The 18,029-nt window shown below is 63.2% G+C and carries 15 protein-coding genes and 1 pseudogene; 7 read left to right on the top strand and 9 right to left on the bottom strand.

Features of this window, described 5'->3' with window-relative positions; all coding sequences use genetic code 11:
* Positions 1-14: 14 nt before the first annotated feature.
* Positions 15-407 (bottom strand): hypothetical protein, encoded by a 393-nt coding sequence (locus tag DBIPINDM_RS11450; RefSeq protein ID WP_258585815.1) that lies wholly within the window; start codon positions 405-407, stop codon positions 15-17.
* Positions 408-595: 188 nt separating this feature from the next.
* A complete protein-coding gene (locus DBIPINDM_RS11445; RefSeq protein WP_258585814.1) occupies positions 596-1,213 on the bottom strand; it encodes an outer membrane protein in 618 nt (205 codons plus the stop codon).
* A 442-nt stretch (positions 1,214-1,655) separates the two neighbouring features.
* On the opposite strand from DBIPINDM_RS11445, the gene DBIPINDM_RS11440 reads away from it, so the two are divergent.
* Together DBIPINDM_RS11440 and DBIPINDM_RS11435 are read left to right on the top strand one after the other, a co-directional pair.
* Positions 1,656-1,919 (top strand): DUF6460 domain-containing protein, encoded by a 264-nt coding sequence (locus DBIPINDM_RS11440; protein WP_137929516.1) that lies wholly within the window; start codon positions 1,656-1,658, stop codon positions 1,917-1,919.
* A 491-nt stretch (positions 1,920-2,410) separates the two neighbouring features.
* On the top strand, positions 2,411-3,841 hold the full coding sequence (locus DBIPINDM_RS11435; RefSeq protein ID WP_258585813.1) for a Dyp-type peroxidase: 1,431 nt from the start codon (positions 2,411-2,413) through the stop codon (positions 3,839-3,841).
* 43 nt (positions 3,842-3,884) lie between these two features.
* On the opposite strand, the gene DBIPINDM_RS11430 is transcribed toward DBIPINDM_RS11435, so the two are convergent.
* Positions 3,885-4,787 carry a histone deacetylase gene (locus DBIPINDM_RS11430; protein ID WP_258585812.1) on the bottom strand — a complete coding sequence of 301 codons (903 nt, stop codon included), beginning with the start codon at positions 4,785-4,787 and terminating at the stop codon, positions 3,885-3,887.
* Positions 4,788-4,919: 132 nt separating this feature from the next.
* Between DBIPINDM_RS11430 and DBIPINDM_RS11425 the strand changes: the two genes are divergently transcribed.
* Positions 4,920-6,260 carry an MATE family efflux transporter gene (locus DBIPINDM_RS11425; RefSeq protein WP_258585811.1) on the top strand — a complete coding sequence of 447 codons (1,341 nt, stop codon included), beginning with the start codon at positions 4,920-4,922 and terminating at the stop codon, positions 6,258-6,260.
* Here DBIPINDM_RS11425 and DBIPINDM_RS11420 read toward each other — a convergent pair.
* Both DBIPINDM_RS11420 and DBIPINDM_RS11415 read right to left on the bottom strand, forming a co-directional pair.
* On the bottom strand, positions 6,253-7,332 hold the full coding sequence (locus DBIPINDM_RS11420) for a quinone-dependent dihydroorotate dehydrogenase (protein WP_258585810.1): 1,080 nt from the start codon (positions 7,330-7,332) through the stop codon (positions 6,253-6,255). The two genes, DBIPINDM_RS11425 and DBIPINDM_RS11420, sit on opposite strands and share 8 nt — an antisense overlap.
* On the bottom strand, positions 7,329-7,679 hold the full coding sequence (locus DBIPINDM_RS11415) for a DUF952 domain-containing protein (protein ID WP_258585809.1): 351 nt from the start codon (positions 7,677-7,679) through the stop codon (positions 7,329-7,331). The genes DBIPINDM_RS11420 and DBIPINDM_RS11415 overlap by 4 nt, the downstream gene beginning before the upstream one ends.
* A 107-nt stretch (positions 7,680-7,786) precedes the next feature.
* On the opposite strand from DBIPINDM_RS11415, the gene DBIPINDM_RS11410 reads away from it, so the two are divergent.
* Together DBIPINDM_RS11410 and DBIPINDM_RS11405 are read left to right on the top strand one after the other, a co-directional pair.
* Complete coding sequence (locus DBIPINDM_RS11410; protein ID WP_258585808.1) at positions 7,787-8,221, top strand: hypothetical protein; 435 nt, start codon at positions 7,787-7,789, stop codon at positions 8,219-8,221.
* 126 nt (positions 8,222-8,347) lie between these two features.
* The gene (locus DBIPINDM_RS11405) at positions 8,348-9,007 is read left to right on the top strand and encodes a response regulator transcription factor (RefSeq protein WP_258585807.1); all 660 of its coding nucleotides are present in this window, start codon (positions 8,348-8,350) and stop codon (positions 9,005-9,007) included.
* Positions 9,008-9,024: 17 nt separating this feature from the next.
* Here DBIPINDM_RS11405 and DBIPINDM_RS11400 read toward each other — a convergent pair whose 3' ends face one another.
* Positions 9,025-10,536, bottom strand: a complete 1,512-nt coding sequence (locus DBIPINDM_RS11400) for an MFS transporter (protein WP_258585806.1) — start codon at positions 10,534-10,536, stop codon at positions 9,025-9,027.
* A gap of 144 nt (positions 10,537-10,680) precedes the next feature.
* Here DBIPINDM_RS11400 and DBIPINDM_RS11395 point away from each other — a divergent pair, with 144 nt between their 5' ends.
* Positions 10,681-11,589 (top strand): LysR family transcriptional regulator, encoded by a 909-nt coding sequence (locus DBIPINDM_RS11395; protein ID WP_258585805.1) that lies wholly within the window; start codon positions 10,681-10,683, stop codon positions 11,587-11,589.
* Here DBIPINDM_RS11395 and DBIPINDM_RS11390 read toward each other — a convergent pair.
* Together DBIPINDM_RS11390 and DBIPINDM_RS11385 are read right to left on the bottom strand one after the other, a co-directional pair.
* Positions 11,586-12,756, bottom strand: a pseudogene (locus DBIPINDM_RS11390) (MFS transporter). The gene DBIPINDM_RS11395 and the pseudogene DBIPINDM_RS11390 overlap by 4 nt on opposite strands.
* A gap of 213 nt (positions 12,757-12,969) precedes the next feature.
* Positions 12,970-13,626, bottom strand: coding sequence for an O-methyltransferase (locus tag DBIPINDM_RS11385; RefSeq protein WP_258585804.1), 657 nt, complete (start codon positions 13,624-13,626; stop codon positions 12,970-12,972).
* Positions 13,627-13,720: 94 nt separating this feature from the next.
* Between DBIPINDM_RS11385 and DBIPINDM_RS11380 the strand changes: the two genes are divergently transcribed.
* Positions 13,721-14,356: a TetR family transcriptional regulator gene (locus DBIPINDM_RS11380; protein ID WP_258589243.1), complete on the top strand. Its 636-nt coding sequence runs from the start codon at positions 13,721-13,723 to the stop codon at positions 14,354-14,356.
* Positions 14,357-14,390: 34 nt separating this feature from the next.
* On the opposite strand, the gene DBIPINDM_RS11375 is transcribed toward DBIPINDM_RS11380, so the two are convergent.
* Positions 14,391-17,879, bottom strand: a complete 3,489-nt coding sequence (locus DBIPINDM_RS11375) for a PAS domain-containing hybrid sensor histidine kinase/response regulator (protein ID WP_258585803.1) — start codon at positions 17,877-17,879, stop codon at positions 14,391-14,393.
* Between the last annotated feature and the right edge of the window lie 150 nt (positions 17,880-18,029).

The following is an 18,029-nucleotide window of genomic DNA, read 5'->3' as shown; positions in this document are numbered from 1 at the left end:
GCGGCCGCGGCAATTCATTCGCATTCCAGCTTGGGCTGGCGGAAATTGGTGATGAACCAGCGACCGCCGGAGGCGCGGGCGTAGAATGTGTAGAAGCATTCCTGACGCTCGATATAGCCGGGCGTCTCGGTCTCTTCATAGACGGTTCCGTGTTTTGTGTGGCGAACCTCGCCGCTCGATGTCCCGGAAACCGCTGACGTCGATACCTTGCGCCACTGATAGGCGCGCTCACCCTGGCCAAGATCGACGACAGCGGTTGGCGGGCCGTAGTCCAGAATCACCGATTCGACCGGCTGTCCGACATAGTTCTTCATGATGTCGGAGGCACAGCCCGCCAGCGCGAGCGCGATTGCGATGAAGACGATCTTCGGAGCCCGTATCAGGAGGCCGGTGCCACGCGTGGACATATCGGAACAGATTCCCATCATGAAAATTACGCGCGGGACCTAGATCGCGAAGATTGCATCGACATTGCGAAGAGGCGCGGGAACTGGGTCCGTTACGGAAAAGCCGACCGCCGCCTCGGGCATCGGCGCATACCGAAACGCAGGATTGCGCGATGCCAGCGGGCATCGCGCAATCCAATCCACCTGTTCTAGAACCGGTAATTGATGCCGGCCTTCAGCTCATGGCTGCCGATCGTCGTCTTGGACGTGCCAAGGGCCGATGTCGTCTCGACGCCGGGGGTGCGGACATAGTCGTACTCGACCTTGGCGGACAGCCCGCCGGCAAAGCCCTGCTCGATGCCGGCGCCCAGCAGATAGCCGACCTTCCATCCGTCGGTGCTGCTGACGTTGTCGCCCTTGTCGAACTTGGTCAGTGCCACGCCGCCGGTTCCAAACAGCAGCGTCTGGTCGAAGCTCACGCCTGCCTTGGCCTTGGCGGCACCGCGCCATTTCTCCTTGATCTTGCCGCCATGCACGTCGTGTTCGGCGCCGCCCAGATAGGAGCCTTCGATCTCGGCGCCAAGAACGGCGGGACCCATCTGCTGGTTGTAGCCGGCCTGAACGCCGCCGCTGAAGCCGTTCCGATCGGCGAACGGATTGGGCATCTTCGTGAACGCCGTGCCACCATGGACGCCGACATAGGCGCCGCTCCACTGGAAGGCGGGGGGATCATTGTAGGTCGGTGAAAGGTCGGCGGCCATCGCCGGCCCGAGAAGGCAGATGCCAAGGACACCGGCCGTCAGGACGATCTTTGCTTGAGAGGACACGAGCATTACTCCAACACAAACGCGCATCCGGCAAATCGGTACGCAGGTTAATTCCCGGGGAGCATGACCGTTGGGGCGGTCAGGCTCCGATTTGGTGTCTTCCAGGGATGGCTGCACGGTCCTGAAATTGGCGTTCGCCAGCTGTGGTAGGGGGTCAGAGCGCCGCGCAACTAGTCACCTGAAAGACGCCGACTGTCTCGCAGGTGAAAATTGCACGCACATTGCGCAAAATTCGAAAATGACGATTTTGTGCTTTATTTTCAACAAATTAAACTGATTTTGTTTACCTATATTTAAGAATTGCGGGCCGTCGGAAGCCCGGAGTCTCGATCACCTGTTCCAGGCTTCCCGCGCACAAGCCGCGCTGGCTTGATGGATGGCCGCCGAGCACGTATCTCTGGACCGTGCCTGTGAGTCTGGGCATCTCAATCGGGAGACGGCCTTGTCCGCACTGACGCGCTTTCTCGGCGACTCGCCGCTCAGGGTGATCCTGAAGCTGCTGGTGGTGTCGTTCCTCGTCGGCCTTGTCATGAATGCCTTCGGCTGGTCGCCGATGGATGTGTTCTACGGTATCCAGAAATTCTTCATGGACCTGTGGAACCTGGGCTTCCACGCCATCGACCGCTTCCTCGGTTACATCCTGCTGGGTGCCGCGATCGTGGTGCCGGCCTTCATCCTGCTCAGGATCGCCAACTACCGGAAGTAGCGCTGTCAAGCGCGCGTTCTATCCATCCTCAAAGCTGACAGCCCGCGAAGGGCACCGTACGCCGCCCGGGCCAAGACCCGTCATGGCCCGCGACGGGTTGGTGCGGCACATCGCAATCGCCGTAGGCGCCTTCCAGATCGCGGGCTGAAAAGTGATCACATCGGTTCAGATTATAACTATCTGTCCTGATGAAGAAAATCGGAAGATTCCAAGAGGATATCTACTAATTCTGATAAGATGATTGAATAAAATGCATAATTATTTGATGTACTATTGTGTTTTCGGGCCGCGGGGAGCATCATGAAAGACCGGATGGGGTAAGGCCTATAGAGATGGAGTAGGCTTAATCGGGATATTTTCAGAAAATTGGAGACAATTGTTTCCCATCAGACTCGCAGAATGCGCAGGAAGAATTTGATGGATGGCGATCGGCTATAGGGCAAGTCTTGCTTTTCGCCACGTTTTTTCAACTCGGGCGGAGGGAAGAAATCATGGCGATAGATCTTACGAAGCCGCTCTCCTGGAAGAGCGCCAGCCACGACGAGCAGAGGATGCTTGCTGCGCTGCAGGGAAATATCCTGAAAGGCCATGGTCGGCCCGCCACCGTGAACATCTTTTTCAAGATAACGGCTGCCAAGAAGCGCGAGATGCGAGCTGCCCTGCGTGAGATCGCAAACTATCACGCCACCAGCGCCTATCAGCAATTGCTCGAAGCAGATAATTTTCATGCAACCGGCAAGTCGGGTAGGCCGTTTGTCTCGGTTTTCCTTTCTGCCACCGGCTATTCTGCTCTTGGAGTGGCCTCCGGCGCCATTCCAGCCGATCCGGGTTTCAGAACAGGCATGAAAGCGGCCGTATTGGGCGATCCTCCTGTTGCTTCCTGGGAGACGCCGTTCCGAGGCAAGATCGATGGAATGGTTCTTGTGGGCAGCGAAAACGATACGGCTTTGCGCCTGAAACGCGATGCGATCGCGACGCTCCTGACTGATGCCGGAGCCATAATCGTCAAGGAGCAGAACGGCAGAGCCATTTTCAACAAGGCCAATGATGGCATTGAGCATTTCGGCTATGTGGATGGCCGGAGTCAGCCTTTGATGCTTGTGGAAGACAGCGCCAAGGAAGCACGCGATGCAGGCATCGCTGAATGGGATCCGGAGGCCTCTCTCGACGTTGCTCTGGTCCCGGATCCAGGTTCCGCTGACGGAATAAGTTTTGGAAGTTACTTTATTTTCCGCAAGCTGGATCAGAACGTGCGCATGTTCAAACGCAGAGAGCAGGAATTGGCAACCGCACTCGGCTTCTCCGGTGAAGATCGTGAATTGGCCGGAGCAATGGTGGTGGGGCGGTTCGAAGACGGCACCCCGGTGACACTCTCGGACGAAGCAAAGGCGGTCAATCCGCCCAACGACTTCAACTATAACAACGACAAAGGCGCACGGTGTCCGTTCCAGGCTCATATCCGCAAAGTCAATCCGCGCGGCACCGGCGGCTTTGAAACGCCGGAGAATGAACGCAAGCATCTGATGCCGCGCCGCGGTATCCCCTATGAGGATGTTCCCCGGCAGGTTCACCCTTCGGATATTCCTGACAGCAAGTCGCTCGCGGAATTTGATGCGAAGGTAGGTCCGCTGCTGCCGACCGGCGAGGTGGGGCTTCTCTTCATGGCCTACAATCGCGAACTGGCCACGCAGTTCGAATTCACGCAGCAGACTTGGGCCAACAACCCTACCTTTCCCGCGAGCGGGCAACCGTCGAAACTCGACCCCATCATTGGCCAAGGCCCTGTCGCTGGGCAACATTGGCAAAAAGAGTGGGACAACCTGGCTGCTGGAGACGCAACGCTGTCTTTTCAGGGTTTCGTCAAGATGCAGGGAGGCGAGTACTTTTTTGCTCCCAGCCTGATATTCCTGAGAAGCTTGTAGCTACGTCTTCGGCTCTCGAGCTTCAGGTCGAAGACACAAGGTATCAAGCCGTGCCGGAAGCCACCTCGAACAGGATGGCATGCCGTGCCGCCAACGCAGGCACATCGGTGGAATAACCGCCGCCGATGACACCGCAGACGGGAATGCCGATCGCGCGGAAACGATCGATCACCATCGTATCGCGGGCGCGCAGGCCATCATTGGAAAGCGCCAGCCTGCCGAGCCGGTCCTCGGCATGGACGTCGACGCCGGCATTGTAGAAAACGATGTCCCAGTGCGCCCTCGCCGACAATTCCGGCAGGATGGCGGCCAGCCTTTCCAGATAGGCGACATCGCCCGTGCCGTCGGGCAGTGCGATGTCGAGATCGGAAGCGATCTTGCGCACGGGGTAGTTGCGCTCGCCATGCATGGAAAAGGTGAACACGCGCGGCTCATCGCTCAGAATGTCCGCAGTGCCGTCACCCTGATGCACGTCGAGATCGACGACCAGGATGTTTTGTGCGGCACTCTCGGCGAGCAGCACCAGCGAGGCGACGGCGACGTCGTTGAAGGTGCAAAAGCCGGCGCCATGCGCGCGCCGCGCATGATGGCTGCCGCCGGCGGTGTTGCAGGCAATGCCATGGCGCAAGGCAAGCCGCGCCGCCAGTATCGTGCCGCCGGTGGCAAGCTGCGCACGCAGCGAGACGCGGGGGCCGACCGGAAAGCCGATCTCGCGTTCGATTTTTTCCGGCACCGAACAGCTGATGACCTGATCGACATAGTCGGCCGCATGGGCAAGCTTCAGCCATGACGCCTGCGCGGGTTCGGCTGTGTTAAGTGCCTCGGGTCCGGCCAGGCCGCGTGCGTGCAAGGTCTCCATCAGCAGCGGATACTTGCTCATCGGGAAGCGGTGGTTGGTGGCGAAGCCGGCATCGTAGTCGGGGTGGTGGACGATCTGCAGGGGCATGACTGGGTTCCGGCGGCTTCGCGCCAGACCGGGATTTCGGTTGGCCGTCGCGGGAAGAATGATTGCGCGGTGGTTGGAAAATGGGGCACATCGGCTCTTCGATCAAGCAGCAATCAGCAAGGCAGCAATCCCTTGGACAAGGGTGCAATCCCAGCCGACGCCAGATCTTTTGTCGTCACCAACCGTTCCGTGCTCGCCATTGCGGTGCCGATGACGCTTGCCTATCTGACCACGCCGATGCTCGGCCTTGTCGACACGGCGGTTGTCGGGCAGTTCGGCGACGCGGCCCTTCTCGGCGGCCTAGCCGCGGGATCGCTGGTGTTCAGTGTTGTCTTCACCACCTTCAATTTCCTGCGCTCCGGCACCACTGGTCTCGTCGCACAGGCTTTCGGGCGCGGCGACGCGCTCGAGGAACAGGCAGTGTTCTGGCGCGCCGTGCTGATCGCGGTCGTTGCCGGCATTTTGCTGGCGGCGCTTTCCCCGCTGATCGCCGTCGGTGGCCAGTGGTTCATGGGTGCCGAACCACGGGTCAGCGAGGCGATGGGCGTCTACATCAGGATCAGGCTGCTTGCCGCGCCCTTCTCGCTGATCAACTATGCCATCCTCGGCTATGTGCTGGGGCGCGGCGAGGGCGGGCTCGGCCTTGTGCTGCAGCTGTTGCTCAACGGCATCAACATCGCGCTCTGCTTCCTGCTTGGCCTGAAGCTCGGCTGGGGCGTCGCCGGCGTCGCCTGGGCGACCGTTACGGGCGAATTCCTGGCGATGCTGCTGGGTCTCGCCATCGTCGTGCTGCGCTTCCGCTCGACCCCGTCCTTGCCGCGCCATCGGCTGCTCGACATGAGCGCCTTCCTGCGCATGCTGTCGCTCAACCGCGACATCATGATCCGCTCATTCTCGCTGCTCGCCGCCTTCGCGCTGTTCACCCGCCAGGGCGCACAGTTCGGCACGGTGACGCTGGCTGCCAATGCGGTCCTGATGAATTTCTTCCTCGTCGCCGGCTATTTCCTCGACGGTTTTGCCACCGCCGCCGAACAGCTCGCGGGCCGTGCCGTCGGCGCGCGTGCCGAGCAGCCCTTCCGGCAGGCGGTGCGGTTGACCCTGTTCTGGGGTTTCGGGCTGGCCGGAGCCGCAACCCTGGTGCTGCTCTTGGCCGGCGCCAATCTGGTCGCCGTCGTCACGACATCGCAGGAGGTCCGCTCGGTGGCCGATATCTATTTGCCCTGGGCGGCGTTCACCGCGCTGAGCGGTGTGCTGGCGTTCCAGATGGACGGCGTCTTCATCGGCGCGACCTGGTCGCGCGACATGCGCAACATGATGTTGCTGTCCTTCCTCGTCTTCGCGGCTGCGCTGCTGACCTTGGCGCCGGCCTTCGGCAATCACGGCCTGTGGGCGGCGCTGCACATTTTCCTGGTAGTGCGCGGCTTCAGCCTGCTGACGATCCTGCAGCTGCGGATGCGGACAGCGTTCAGCTGAGCAGCTTGGACGCCCATTGATCGAGGTGGCTATCGCGCAACTCGCGAATGGATTTCAGCCGCTCTTTTTCCACTAGGCCTGCCATCCCGGCGACGATCCGGCCCGGCAGGGCCGGCCCGGCATAGATCATGCTGGTGTAGAGCTGGACGAGATCGGCACCCGCGCGGATCTTCTCCAGCGCGGTCTCGGCGGAATCGACGCCGCCCACCCCGACGATGGCGATGTCCGGCCCGAGCAGCTTGCGCATCTTCGCCAGCACGATGGTCGAGCGTTCGAACAGCGGTTTTCCCGAAAGCCCGCCGGCCTCACGCGAGGTGTCGCCGCTGCGCAGCGGCGGCCGCGAAATGGTGGTGTTGGAGACGATGACGCCGTCGATCCGTTTTTCAACGACCTCGGCGGCGATGTCTTCCAGCTCGGCCTCGACCAGATCCGGCGCGATCTTCAGGAAAATGGGCGGTTGCGCTGTGGCTGAAGCACGCGCGGCCATGACACGCGACAACAACTCGCCAAGCTGCTCGCGCGCCTGCATGTTGCGCAGGCCGGGCGTGTTGGGCGACGAGATGTTGACTGTCAGGTAACTGGCATAGGAGGCGAAGCGGGCGACGCCGCGCTCATAGTCACTGACGCGGTCGGTGCTGTCCTTGTTGGCGCCGATGTTGACGCCGACGATGCCAGTGCGCCCCTTGCGTGCGGCAAGACGCCTTTCGGCCGCCGCATGACCCTCATTGTTGAAACCCAGCCGGTTGATCACCGCTTCGTCCGCGGTCAGCCGGAAGATGCGCGGCTTCGGGTTGCCGGCCTGCGGCAGTGGCGTGACCGTGCCGACTTCGGCAAAGCCGAAACCGAGGCCAAGCAACGCGTCGGGCACCTCAGCGTTCTTGTCGTAGCCGGCGGCCATGCCGAGCGGGTTGGGGAAATCGAGACCGCAGAGGCTGACCTTCAACCTGATGTCGCGCACCGTCCGCGCGCCGACCGGCAGGCCGCAGCGCAACGCCGCGATCGACATGCCATGCGCGGTTTCCGGATCGAATGTGAACAGCAGTTTTTGGCCAAGCCGGTCGAACAGACTCATTCGGCCTCCAGCGGCGGGAACTGGTGCGCGCCGTCGGCACCAAGCGGCAACGGTTTGACCCACAGCACGGTGTCCAGCTCCAGTACGCCGTAAAGATGCGGAAACAGCGCGCCGCCGCGCGAAACCTCGTATTTCAGCGCGTCGCCCAGGTTGGCGTCGTCGATGGCGACCAGCAGAAGGTCTGTCTGGCCGGAAAAATGCTTTGCCGCGGTTTCCCGGACTTGCGCTGCCGTGGAGAAGTGGATGAAGCCGTCGGCGACGTCGATCGGCGCGCCGGTGAAGCGGCCACTGGCTTCGGCCTCGCGCCAAGGCGCTTGCGGGGTTATCTTGTAGATAAACTGAGACATGGTTGCGCTATAGTCCGAACCAGTCGTGTGGGGAAGGCCACGCCAAGGGTCTTCCCCATTTCCGGCGCAAACATGCGATATTTCAGGCCTTGGCCATGGAGGACAACATGCGTCTGCAACACATCTTGATCCCCGCCGCGCTCGTTTCACTGGTCGCGGCCTCCGCCTACTCGGAAGAAACCGACCGCTACCGGCTGGAAAAATCCGCCAACGGTTATGTCCGCATGGACACGCAGACCGGTGCGATGTCGATCTGCGAGGAACGCTCCGGTCAACTCGTCTGCAAGGTGGCGGCCGACGAACGCGCCGCTTTCCAGGACGAAATCGACCGCCTGCAGACCTCGATGAAGGCAATGGACGAGCGCGTCACCAAGCTCGAGAATTCGCTGTCCGCTCGGCTGGAATCGAAACTGCCGAGCGAGGAGGATTTCAACAAGACGATGAGCTACATGGAGCGGTTCCTGAAGGGCTTCATGGGCATCGTCAAGGATATGGACAAGGATAACGGCAACGGCGCTCAGCTCAATTCGCAGAAGACCTGAGCGCTATAGGCAAGGGAAAACGCGGCGCGCTGGTTTTGCCGCTTGAAAACAGCGCGCAGCCTCTCATAATCGTCCGACTGGTCCCGAAAAGCTTAAAAATCATCGACGGGATTCGGGGAGGGACATTTGCCGTCAGGCTATTCTTTCGTCATCGCCGACGATCACCCGCTGTTTCGCGGCGCGCTGCGCGAAGCGCTTGCCGGCATCGGTAATGTCGCCGCGATCCACGAGGCCGGCGATTTTGAAAGCGCCAAGGCGCTGGTCGTGGCCAATGAGGATGTCGATCTGGTGCTGCTCGACCTGTCGATGCCGGGCGCCAGCGGTCTCTCCGGCCTGATTTCGCTGCGCGGCATCCATCCGGCGGTGCCGCTGATCGTTGTCTCGGCGCATGACGATCCAGCGACCATCAGGCGTGCGCTCGATCTTGGCGCATCCGGCTTCATCTCCAAATCGGCCAGCATGGAGGAGATCCGCAACGCCGTGCAATCGGTGCTCGCCGGCGACATCGCGGCGCCCGTCGGTGTCGATCTCGGTGTCGAGCGCGACCCCGAAATATCGGACCTGATTAAGCGCCTGCAGGCGCTGACGCCGCAGCAGACCCGCGTTCTCGGCATGCTGGCCGAAGGCTTGCTCAACAAGCAGATCGCTTATGAGCTCGGCGTCTCCGAGGCGACCATCAAGGCACATGTCTCGGCCATCCTGCAGAAGCTCGGCGTCGACAGCCGCACCCAGGCGGTGATCCTTTTGTCCAAGATCGGCAGCGACCCGTTGCAGACCAACAGCTGAATGCCTGCGGCGCCCGTTCAATCGGAACACTGGACCTCTGTCCGCCGCGCCGGCCAGGCGTTGAAGCTCGCGAAGCTGATGGCGGCCATGATCCAGACGCCGATGCCGCCATAGAGCATCACCCAGCCAAAGCCGTCGCGCAGCGCATCGTGGACGACGGCATCGGCAAGACCGGGGTTGGGATTTCCGGCAGCGATGCCGTCGGCGAAGAGACGCAGCTGGCTGGCGTCGAGGTCGGGTAGGGCTTCGCTCAGATGCGCCAGCACGCCGCTCGCCAGGATAAAGCCCATCACCGCTATGTTCACCGCCAGCGAGACCATGCGGGCGCTCATGTCGATGCCCGATGCCATGCCCGCCCGGTCGCTCGAAACGGAACCCGTCGTCGTGTTGGTGACGGGCGTGTTGGTGATCCCGAGGCCGGTTCCGGCGATCAGGCAGCCAGGCAGCATCGTCAGCCAGTCCGGCCGCGCGGCGGCGCTGCCGAACTTCATCAGGATGAAGCCGACACCGATGATGGCGAGCCCCGCCGGAATGATGATGCCGGGCTGGTAGCGCAGCGAAAGCCGCTCCGCCAATGGTGGCATCACGAGCGTCGGCAGCGTGTAGGCGAGCAAGGCAAGACCGGTGGCGACGCTGTCATAGCCCAGTCCGGCATGAAACCAGATCGGCAGGTAGATCATGAACGGCCAATAGGAGAGGTTCATCGCGGCCGAGCCGACGATCGCGCCGGAAAAGGGTCGGATCCGGAAGACCGAGAAGTCGAACATGGGGCGCTTGCTAACCTTCTCGGCGATGAGGAAGGCGATGAAGCTCGCGATCGAGATGCCGAGGATCGTCAGCGCGGCCGGACTGGCGAAACCGAGATCCGGTCCCTGCGTGATGTAGAAGACGAGACAGAAGACCGATGGCGCCAGCGTCACGATGCCCGCCAGATCGAGCTTGCCCGCCTGCGGGTCCTTCGATTCATGGACGCCCGTCAAAGCCAGCACGAACGCCACGACCGCTGCCGGCACGTGGATGAGGAACACCCATTCCCAGCTCGAAACCGCGACGATGCCGCCGCCGATGATAGGCCCGAAGCCGAGGCCGACACCGAAGATGACGCCCCACCAGCCCCAGGCGACGGCGCGTTCGCGCCCTTCCCGGAATTCATGCGACAGCACGGCGAGCTGGCAGATCAGCATCGCGCCGCCGCTCAAACCTTGCAGGAACCGGGCAGCGATCAAGGTCGATACGTCGTCCGCCAGGCCGCAGATCAGCGATGTCAGGCCGAAGGCGGCGATGGAAACCAGGAAGACGCGCTTGCGTCCGTAGCGGTCCGCGATGGTGCCGACCGCCATCAGCACGGTCGTGACCGCGATCGTGTAAGCATTCATCACCCATTGCAATTGCCTGAAGTCGGCATGCAGCTCCTGCTCCAATGTCGGCAGGATGGTGGGAACGCTTGAAATCTCCAGCCCGAACATCAGGCACGCCAGGCATGCGGCGGACAGAACGACGATGCCTCGACGGGTCAGGGCAGTGGGCATGATTCAACCTTTCGAGCTGTGACGGCTACCGGCAGGTTCGCAAGGGCGGCTCGCTGGTGCTGATGTGGCCAAGGTAGGCGAGGCTTGATCATTTTGGAATTGCATGGTTGGCTATTTCAGTGACAACAACTGCGGATAGCTGACATGACGCTGGACGTAGAGGCCGTGAAGGCGTTCGTGGCCATCGCCGATTTGCAAAGCTTTACCCGCGCGGCCGACGCGCTAGGCAGCACGCAAGGCGCGATCAGCGTCAAGCTGAAGCGGCTGGAGGACCGGGTTGGAGAGAAACTGATCGAGCGGACGCCGCGGTTGGTCCGCCTCTCGGCGCGTGGCGCCGTGTTTCTCCAGCCGGCCCGCGACTTCCTCGCCGCGCACGACCGCGCCATCGCCAGCCTGTCTTCGGTTCGCCGCCGCTTCGCGCTCGGCATCGCCACCCATGTCGGCGGCGCGGAGGTCCCGACATTGCTGGCGCGGCTCAATGCTCATGACCCGGCGCTCACCATCGAGGTGCGGCTCGACGATTCCCGCGACCTGCTCGACGCCTTCGATCGCGGCGAGATCGATGCCGCGATCATCCGCCGCGAGGACGACCGCCGCGACGGCGAGGTGCTGGCGCCAGAGCATTTCGGCTGGTACGCGGCCCTGGACTTCGTCTACCGGGCCGACGAGCCGCTGCGCCTCGCTGCGTCATCGCCATCCTGTGGCATCCGCAACATCGCCACACGCGCGCTCGATGCCGTGGGCATACCGTGGACGGAGGTTTTCCTTGGCTGCGGCTCCTTCGCCGTCGCCGAAGCGGTCTCGGCCGGCCTCGCGGCCTCGGTCTTTTCCTGCCGGCTTGCTCCGCCCGGTACGGTCGAGGTCAGCCGGAAGTTTGGGCTGCCGGCGCTGCCAACTTCCGAGATTGTGCTGCTCTCGACATTGTCGGACGCCAAGTCCCGCGAGGCGCTACGAACGCTGGCAATGGCCTTTCGCGAGCATCGTCCGCCGGCAACGGCCAATGCCCCGCGGCCCCGGTTCCGCAACTCGCAAATGACCGACAGCCTGACCTAGAGCCGAGCCGCTGCCGGCACTTGCTCGGAAGTAGCACCCTCGGTGGGCGAAGGCCGCCGCGCCCGGCCGATGGCGGCGCCAAGGCCGAGCGAGGCGATCGCCACCAGCGGTATGCCGGCGATCCAGGGCAGGCGCGGTGCCAGCGCGTAAAGCGCCGTACCGATCGATGGCCCGAGCGAATCCTTGAGGTCGACCGCCACCGACGAAGCCGCCATGTAGGAGGCGCGTCGTGCCGGAGGCGCCAGCGCATTGACGGCGGTCGGCACCAGCGGCCCGACCAGCATCTGCGCGATCGAGCACAGGCTGACCGCTCCAATCAGCGTCAGCATCGCGGGCGAGGCGGCCAGCAGCGCGAAGGCGAGTATCGTCGCAAGGCCGGCACCGACCGTCAGCCACAGGGCGGACCGTGCCTCGACCATGCGGCTGACCAGCATCTGCAGGCCGACCGTCAGCGCGGCGGCATAGGCGAACAGCGCGCCGACGCCTGACGGTGTCAGCGTCCCGGCGTCATGCGCGTAGAGCGGGATCACCGCCTCGATCCAGTTGCCGGCGACCTCGAACAGCACGACCCAGAGCAGCAGCTTCGCCAACCGGCCGTCGCGGAACGCCGGCAGCAGCGCGGACAGGCCTTCCTCCTCTTCATCGTCCTCACCGTCATGGCGATCATCGCCGGTGGTGCGGCCGACGCCGATCGTCTCGTTGAGGGCGAAGAGCATCACGATGCCGCCCAGCACAAGCATGGAACCGCCGGCAAGAAACGCTGCGCAGCGACAACAGCGCCAGCAGGGCACCGCAAGCCGGCCCGAGAATCTGCCCGGCGCTTGAACTCACGCGCGCCAGGCTGAACCAGCGGGGATGGGCGGATGGCGCGGTCACATCGGCGATCGCGGTCAGGATCGTCGGGTGAAGCACCGACTCGCACATGCCGGTCAACAGCAGCACGATTGCGGTAACGGCGACGCCATGCACGAAGAACAGGGTCAGGAAACCGGCCCCGACGCCGATAGACGAGGCAATCAACACCGGCCGCCGGCCGACGCGGTCAGCGATGCCGCCGATCAGCGGCGCTGCCAGAAGCTCGCCGCCGGCATAGCAGCCGAACAGCAGGCCGATCGCGCCGACAGGAATGCCGGCCTCGCTGCTCGCCCAGAGCGGAAAGAAAGGCATCAATGCGCAGAAGTCCCAACAGGGCTGGGCGCGGGGCAGCGCGCCAGGAGGAAAGGAGTGTTTTGATCATGACGTCACCTGCGCATGGAGGCCCGACTGTCGTCGACGGCCCGGAAGATTGCGCGTTGGTTGACGTAAACGCCTACGGCCGCCCTGGAGCGACATGGAGGTTTGAGCCGCGTGGTTGAATCCCATGCGGCGATGGGACCGGCTTCAGCCGAGCCGCACGGACAGTTCAACGTCGTCGCCGAAGGGCGTGGAGATGTAGCCCGATGCCGGCGAACGCACCCGTTCCAGATATTCGGGCGAGAAATCGGCGTTGTCGGCAATGATCAGTGCGCCTGGCCTCAAGCGGCTCTCGACCAGGCTGAGGATCTCCGGATAGATCGCCTTGGCGCCGTCGAGCAGCAACAGGTCGATCGTCTCCGGCAGGTCGGCGTTCAGTGTCTGCAGCGCGTCGCCTTCTCGGACCTCCACCAGGTCGATGAGGCCGCCCTCGGTCAGATTGGCCTTGGCGCGTATCACCTTGGACGGTTCGAATTCGGTGGTGATCAGGCGGCCACCGCCATTGTCCCTGAGTGCTGCCGCAAGATAGAGCGTCGAGATGCCGAACGAGGTGCCAAACTCGATGATGATGCGCGCGCCGCTGCTGCGCGCCAGCATGTAGAGCAGCGTGCCGGTCTCGGGCGAGATCGCCAGCCAGAGATCCTTCAGCCGTCCGTAGAAGTCGACATATTCGGTCTTGCTCTTGAGCAGGCGCGTCCGCTCCTCGTGTGAGAGCGCAGCCACCGCCGGGCTGGTCGCGGCATTGGCTTCTTTGAACAGGCGGGCCAGCAGGGGTGCCAGCGGGGCGTCGGTCAGCGTCGTCATGAAAGTCTCCGGTCGAAAATGGCGGCGTTCTTGTGTTGTGTTGAAAAATACGAATAATCCTTCAGGTTTCCAATTCGCATTGCCGAGCCGAGACATGACCGGACGCTCAAGCCCTTCGATTTCCTCACGAAAACAGCCCAAACAGGCTCGCGCCACGGACCTTGTCGCGGCGATTTTGGAAGCTGCTGTTCAGGTTTTGGCGAGCGAAGGCGCGCAGCGTTTCACCACCACGCGGGTGGCGGAAAAGGCAGGGGTCAGCGTCGGCTCGCTTTACCAGTATTTCCCCAACAAGGCGGCACTCCTGTTCAGGCTGCAGAGCGATGAATGGCGGCAGACAGGTGGCCTGCTGCGCACCATACTCGAGGACGACCAACGCCCGCCTCTTGAACGGTTGCGTGGCCTTGTCCACGCCTTCATCCGCTCGGAGTGCGAAGAGGCTGCGGTGCGCGTAGCACTCAATGACGCCGCACCGCTTTATCGCGACGCGCCCGAGGCTCACGAGGCAAGGGCGTCGGGCGAACATACCGTCCAGATATTCCTGAGGGAGGAGTTGCCTGAGGTCACGGACACTGTTCGTGCCCTGACGGGCGAGCTGATCATCGCCACACTCAGCGCGGTGGGAAAGGACTTTTCGGGAAGTCCGAGAACACCGGCCGAGATCGAAACCTATGCCGACGCCATGGCCGACATGTTCTGCGCTTACCTCGAAAGTCTAGGGCACAGGAGCTGAGATCGCCGGCTCTGTCCGGCCCGCCCCTTTGGCGTCACTCTGCCGCCGATGCCAGCGGCCTGACCCTGGCCATCATCGAGCGCAGCACCGCCGGTTTCAGCGGCTTGTTGATCACCGGAATCTCGAGCCCGCCTGCCGCCGCCCGCACCTCGTTGGAGCGGTCGGCGGTGACCAGCACGGCCGGCAGGTCGTCGCCATGGGTCGCACGCAGCCGGGCGATGATGTCGAGACCGGTTTCGCCGTCGAGATGATAGTCGGCAAGCACGATGTCCGGGCGGTGTAGCGCGGCGCTCTGCAGATCCCGTGAGCCGGACACCGTATCGACGTTGCATCCCCAGCCCTCAAGCAAGAGCCGCATGCCTTCAAGGATGCGGGCGTCGTTGTCGATACAGAGCACATGCAGCCCGGCCAGCGAAGCCGCGGCACGGGCGGGAGCCTTGGTTTCGACCTCGCGTCGCGGCTCCTGCACCGCCGCGACGGGCAGGATGACCGAGAAGCGCGTGCCCTTGCCCGGATTGGAGAAGATGCGGATTTCGAGCCTGAGCACGCGAGCGATGCGGTCGACGATGGAGAGGCCGAGGCCGAGGCCCTCGGCTTCCCGCGCGCCTTCGTCCAGCCGGGTGAACTCATGGAAGACCGTGTTCAGCTTGTCGCCGGCGATGCCGATGCCGGTGTCGATCACCTGGATTTCCGCCAGTTCGCCGCGCCGCCGCACGCCGACCAGGATGCGGCCCTGGCGGGTATACTTAATCGCGTTGGAGACCAGGTTCTGGATCAGGCGGCGCAACAAATTGCGGTCGGTTATCACGGTGAGCGACGAGGCCATGATGGTCAGCCCGAGCTTCTTTTCGGCTGCCATTGGCCGAAAATCATTGCCGATCTGGCGCAGCAATCCGTCGAGGTTGAAGGCGGTATCGTCCGGCTTCATCGCGCCGGCGTCGAGGCGGGAGATGTCGAGCACGGCGCCCAAGATGGTCTCGACCGATTCCAGCGAGGATTCGATGTTGATCGCCGCCTTGCCGGCTGGCCCCTTACCGGCCTTCTCGATCAGCGAGGAGCAATAGAGCCGGGCGGCGTTCAAGGGCTGCAGGATGTCGTGGCCGGCGGCGGCAAGGAAGCGCGTCTTGCCAAGATTGGCCTCCTCGGCCAGCATCTGCGCCTGCGCCAGTTCCTCATTGACGCGGGTCAGTTCGATGGTGCGGGTCTTGACCCGCTGTTCCAGCGATTCATTGGCGCGCTTCAGCGCCAGATCTTGTTCGACGCGCCCGGAAATGTCGGCATAGGTGGCGACGATGCCGCCATCCGGCATCGGATCGGAGCGCAGCTCCAGGATGCGACCGCTGGTCTTCAGCTCCATCTGCCAGGGGCTGACGAAGCTGGTCAGCCGGTTGAGCATCGTCACGCGCTGGTCGGCCGGGATGTCGCCGCGCTCGGCAAGATGACGCAGGATCTGGTCGAGCGAGACGCCGACCTGGCCCATCTCGTCGGGCAGGTCGAACAGCGCCCGGTACTGGCGGTTCCAGCAGATCAGGCGGAAATCGCGGTCGAAGACGGTGATGCCCTGTTCCATCTGGTCGAGCGCGATCTGCAGGAGGTCGCGGTTGTGCTGCAGCGCCTCGGTGGCGTCGTCGAGCAGGCGGAAGGCATCGCGGGATTCGCGGTCATGACGCCGGAACAGCAGCGACAGGATCAGCCGCGCCGAGGAGGAGCCGACGGCGCTGGCCAAAAGCTGCTCGGAGAAGCGGATGACGTCCATGCTCGCTTGCTCCTTGCCATGAAGCGAGGTGCCGTTGGTCTTCTCGAACGACTGGAAAGAGCGCTCGGTGCGCTCGACGCCGAGGTAGCGTGCGATCGTGTCCTTGAGGTCGTTGACGGTGATGGCGGTGCGGAAGCGGCGCAGGCTCGGCATCGGGCCGGCATCCCTTGGCACGAAGATCGACGCCTGGATGCGCTCCAGCGGCACCGATGCGCGCGACAGCGAGCCAAGGACGAAAAACAGCGTGTTGATCGACAGGCTCCACAACACGCCGTGGTTCAGCGGTTCGGCCACGGTGCCGAACAGCGCTTGCGGCCGCAGCGCCTCGAAGCCGAACAGCCCGTGCACAAGGATGCCGGTGTCGGGGGAGGCAAGCGATGGAAACAGCAGCGTGTAGCCCCAGACGATGATGCCGACGATCATGCCGAGTGCGGCACCCCTGCCATTGGCGCCGCGCCAGATCAGCCCGCCGATCAGCGCCGGTGCGAACTGCGCGATGGCCGCAAACGACATCAGGCCGATCGAAGACAGCCGCGCGCTGTTGGTGCTCTCGCGATAGTAGAGGAAGGCGATGAACAACAGGATGAAGATCGCCCCGCGCCGCACATTGAGGATCAGCGTCGACCAGTCCTCGTTCTCGGAGGTCGAGGTCTTGAGCAGGCGGCGCACGAACAACGGGATGACGAGGTCGTTGGAGATCATGATCGACAGCGCCACGCTTTCGACGATCACCATGGCCGTTGCCGCCGACAGCCCGCCGATGAAGGCCGCCATGGCGAGCACGTCATGGCCGCTGAACAGGGGCAGCGACAGCACGTAGAGATCGCTGCTGGTGCCGGTGCCGACCAGCGACAGGCCGGCAAAGGCGATCGGCAGCACGAACAGGTTGATCGCCACGAGGTAGAGCGGAAACACCCAGGTCGCGGTGCGCAGTTCGGCCTCGCCGCGGTTCTCGACGATGGTGACGTAGAACTGACGTGGCAGCATGATGACGGCACAGCCGCTGAGGCCCGTCAGCACCAGCCAGGTGGCAAGCGAGGTGTTGTAGCCCATCGCCTGACGCACCTGCCCATTCTCAGCCAGCTTTGCGAACATGTCGCCCGGGCCGCCGAAGATCAGGAAAGTGACCATCAGGCCGATCGCCAGGAAAGCGGCGAGCTTGACTACGGTTTCGACCGCCACCGCCAGCACCAGCCCGTCCTGATGTTCGGTGGCATCGGCATGGCGGGTGCCGAACAGCACCGCAAACAGCGCCAGCAGCATGGCGACGACCAGCGAGATGTCGCTGACGAACGGATCGAAGGAGGGCGGCGATCCCGTATAATGCTCGACCATCAGGCTGACCGAACCCGATATCGCCTTCAGCTGCAACGCGATATAGGGCACCGCGCCGATGGTGGCGATCAGCGTGGCGATCGCGGCGACGGTGAAGCTCTTGCCGTAACGCGCGCCGAGGAAGTCGGCGATCGAGGTGATCTTCTCCGTCTTGGCCAGCCGCACGATACGGTTGAGCAGCGGGAAACCGAACACGAACACCAGCACCGGGCCGGTATAGATGCCGAGGAATTCGAGGCCGCGTTCGGAGGACAGCCCTACCGAGCCGAAGAAGGTCCAGGAGGTGCAGTAGATGGCCAGGCTGAGCGCGTAGATGAAGGGCCGTGCCCGACCCGGCCCCGAGATGGCCGATCGGCGATCGCCCAGGCTGGCGATGGCGAACAGCAGCGTCACATAGGCGATCGCAATGATGACGATGAACAAGCCCTGCACGCCTGGAATTTCCTCCTTTGCCGTCTTTTTATCCGGCTTGTCCGAACGCAATCACAGCTTGGCGCTGGAGTCCATTGCGGCTTTGGCAGCATGATCTCGGGTGCAGAGCAAGCCTGGGTGCCGCCCAAGGTACCGTAACGGAAGGAGAAA

The sequence above is a fragment of the Mesorhizobium sp. AR02 genome (genome assembly GCF_024746835.1).
Taxonomy (GTDB): domain Bacteria; phylum Pseudomonadota; class Alphaproteobacteria; order Rhizobiales; family Rhizobiaceae; genus Mesorhizobium.
This window is presented reverse-complemented; position numbering and strand designations above follow the sequence as displayed.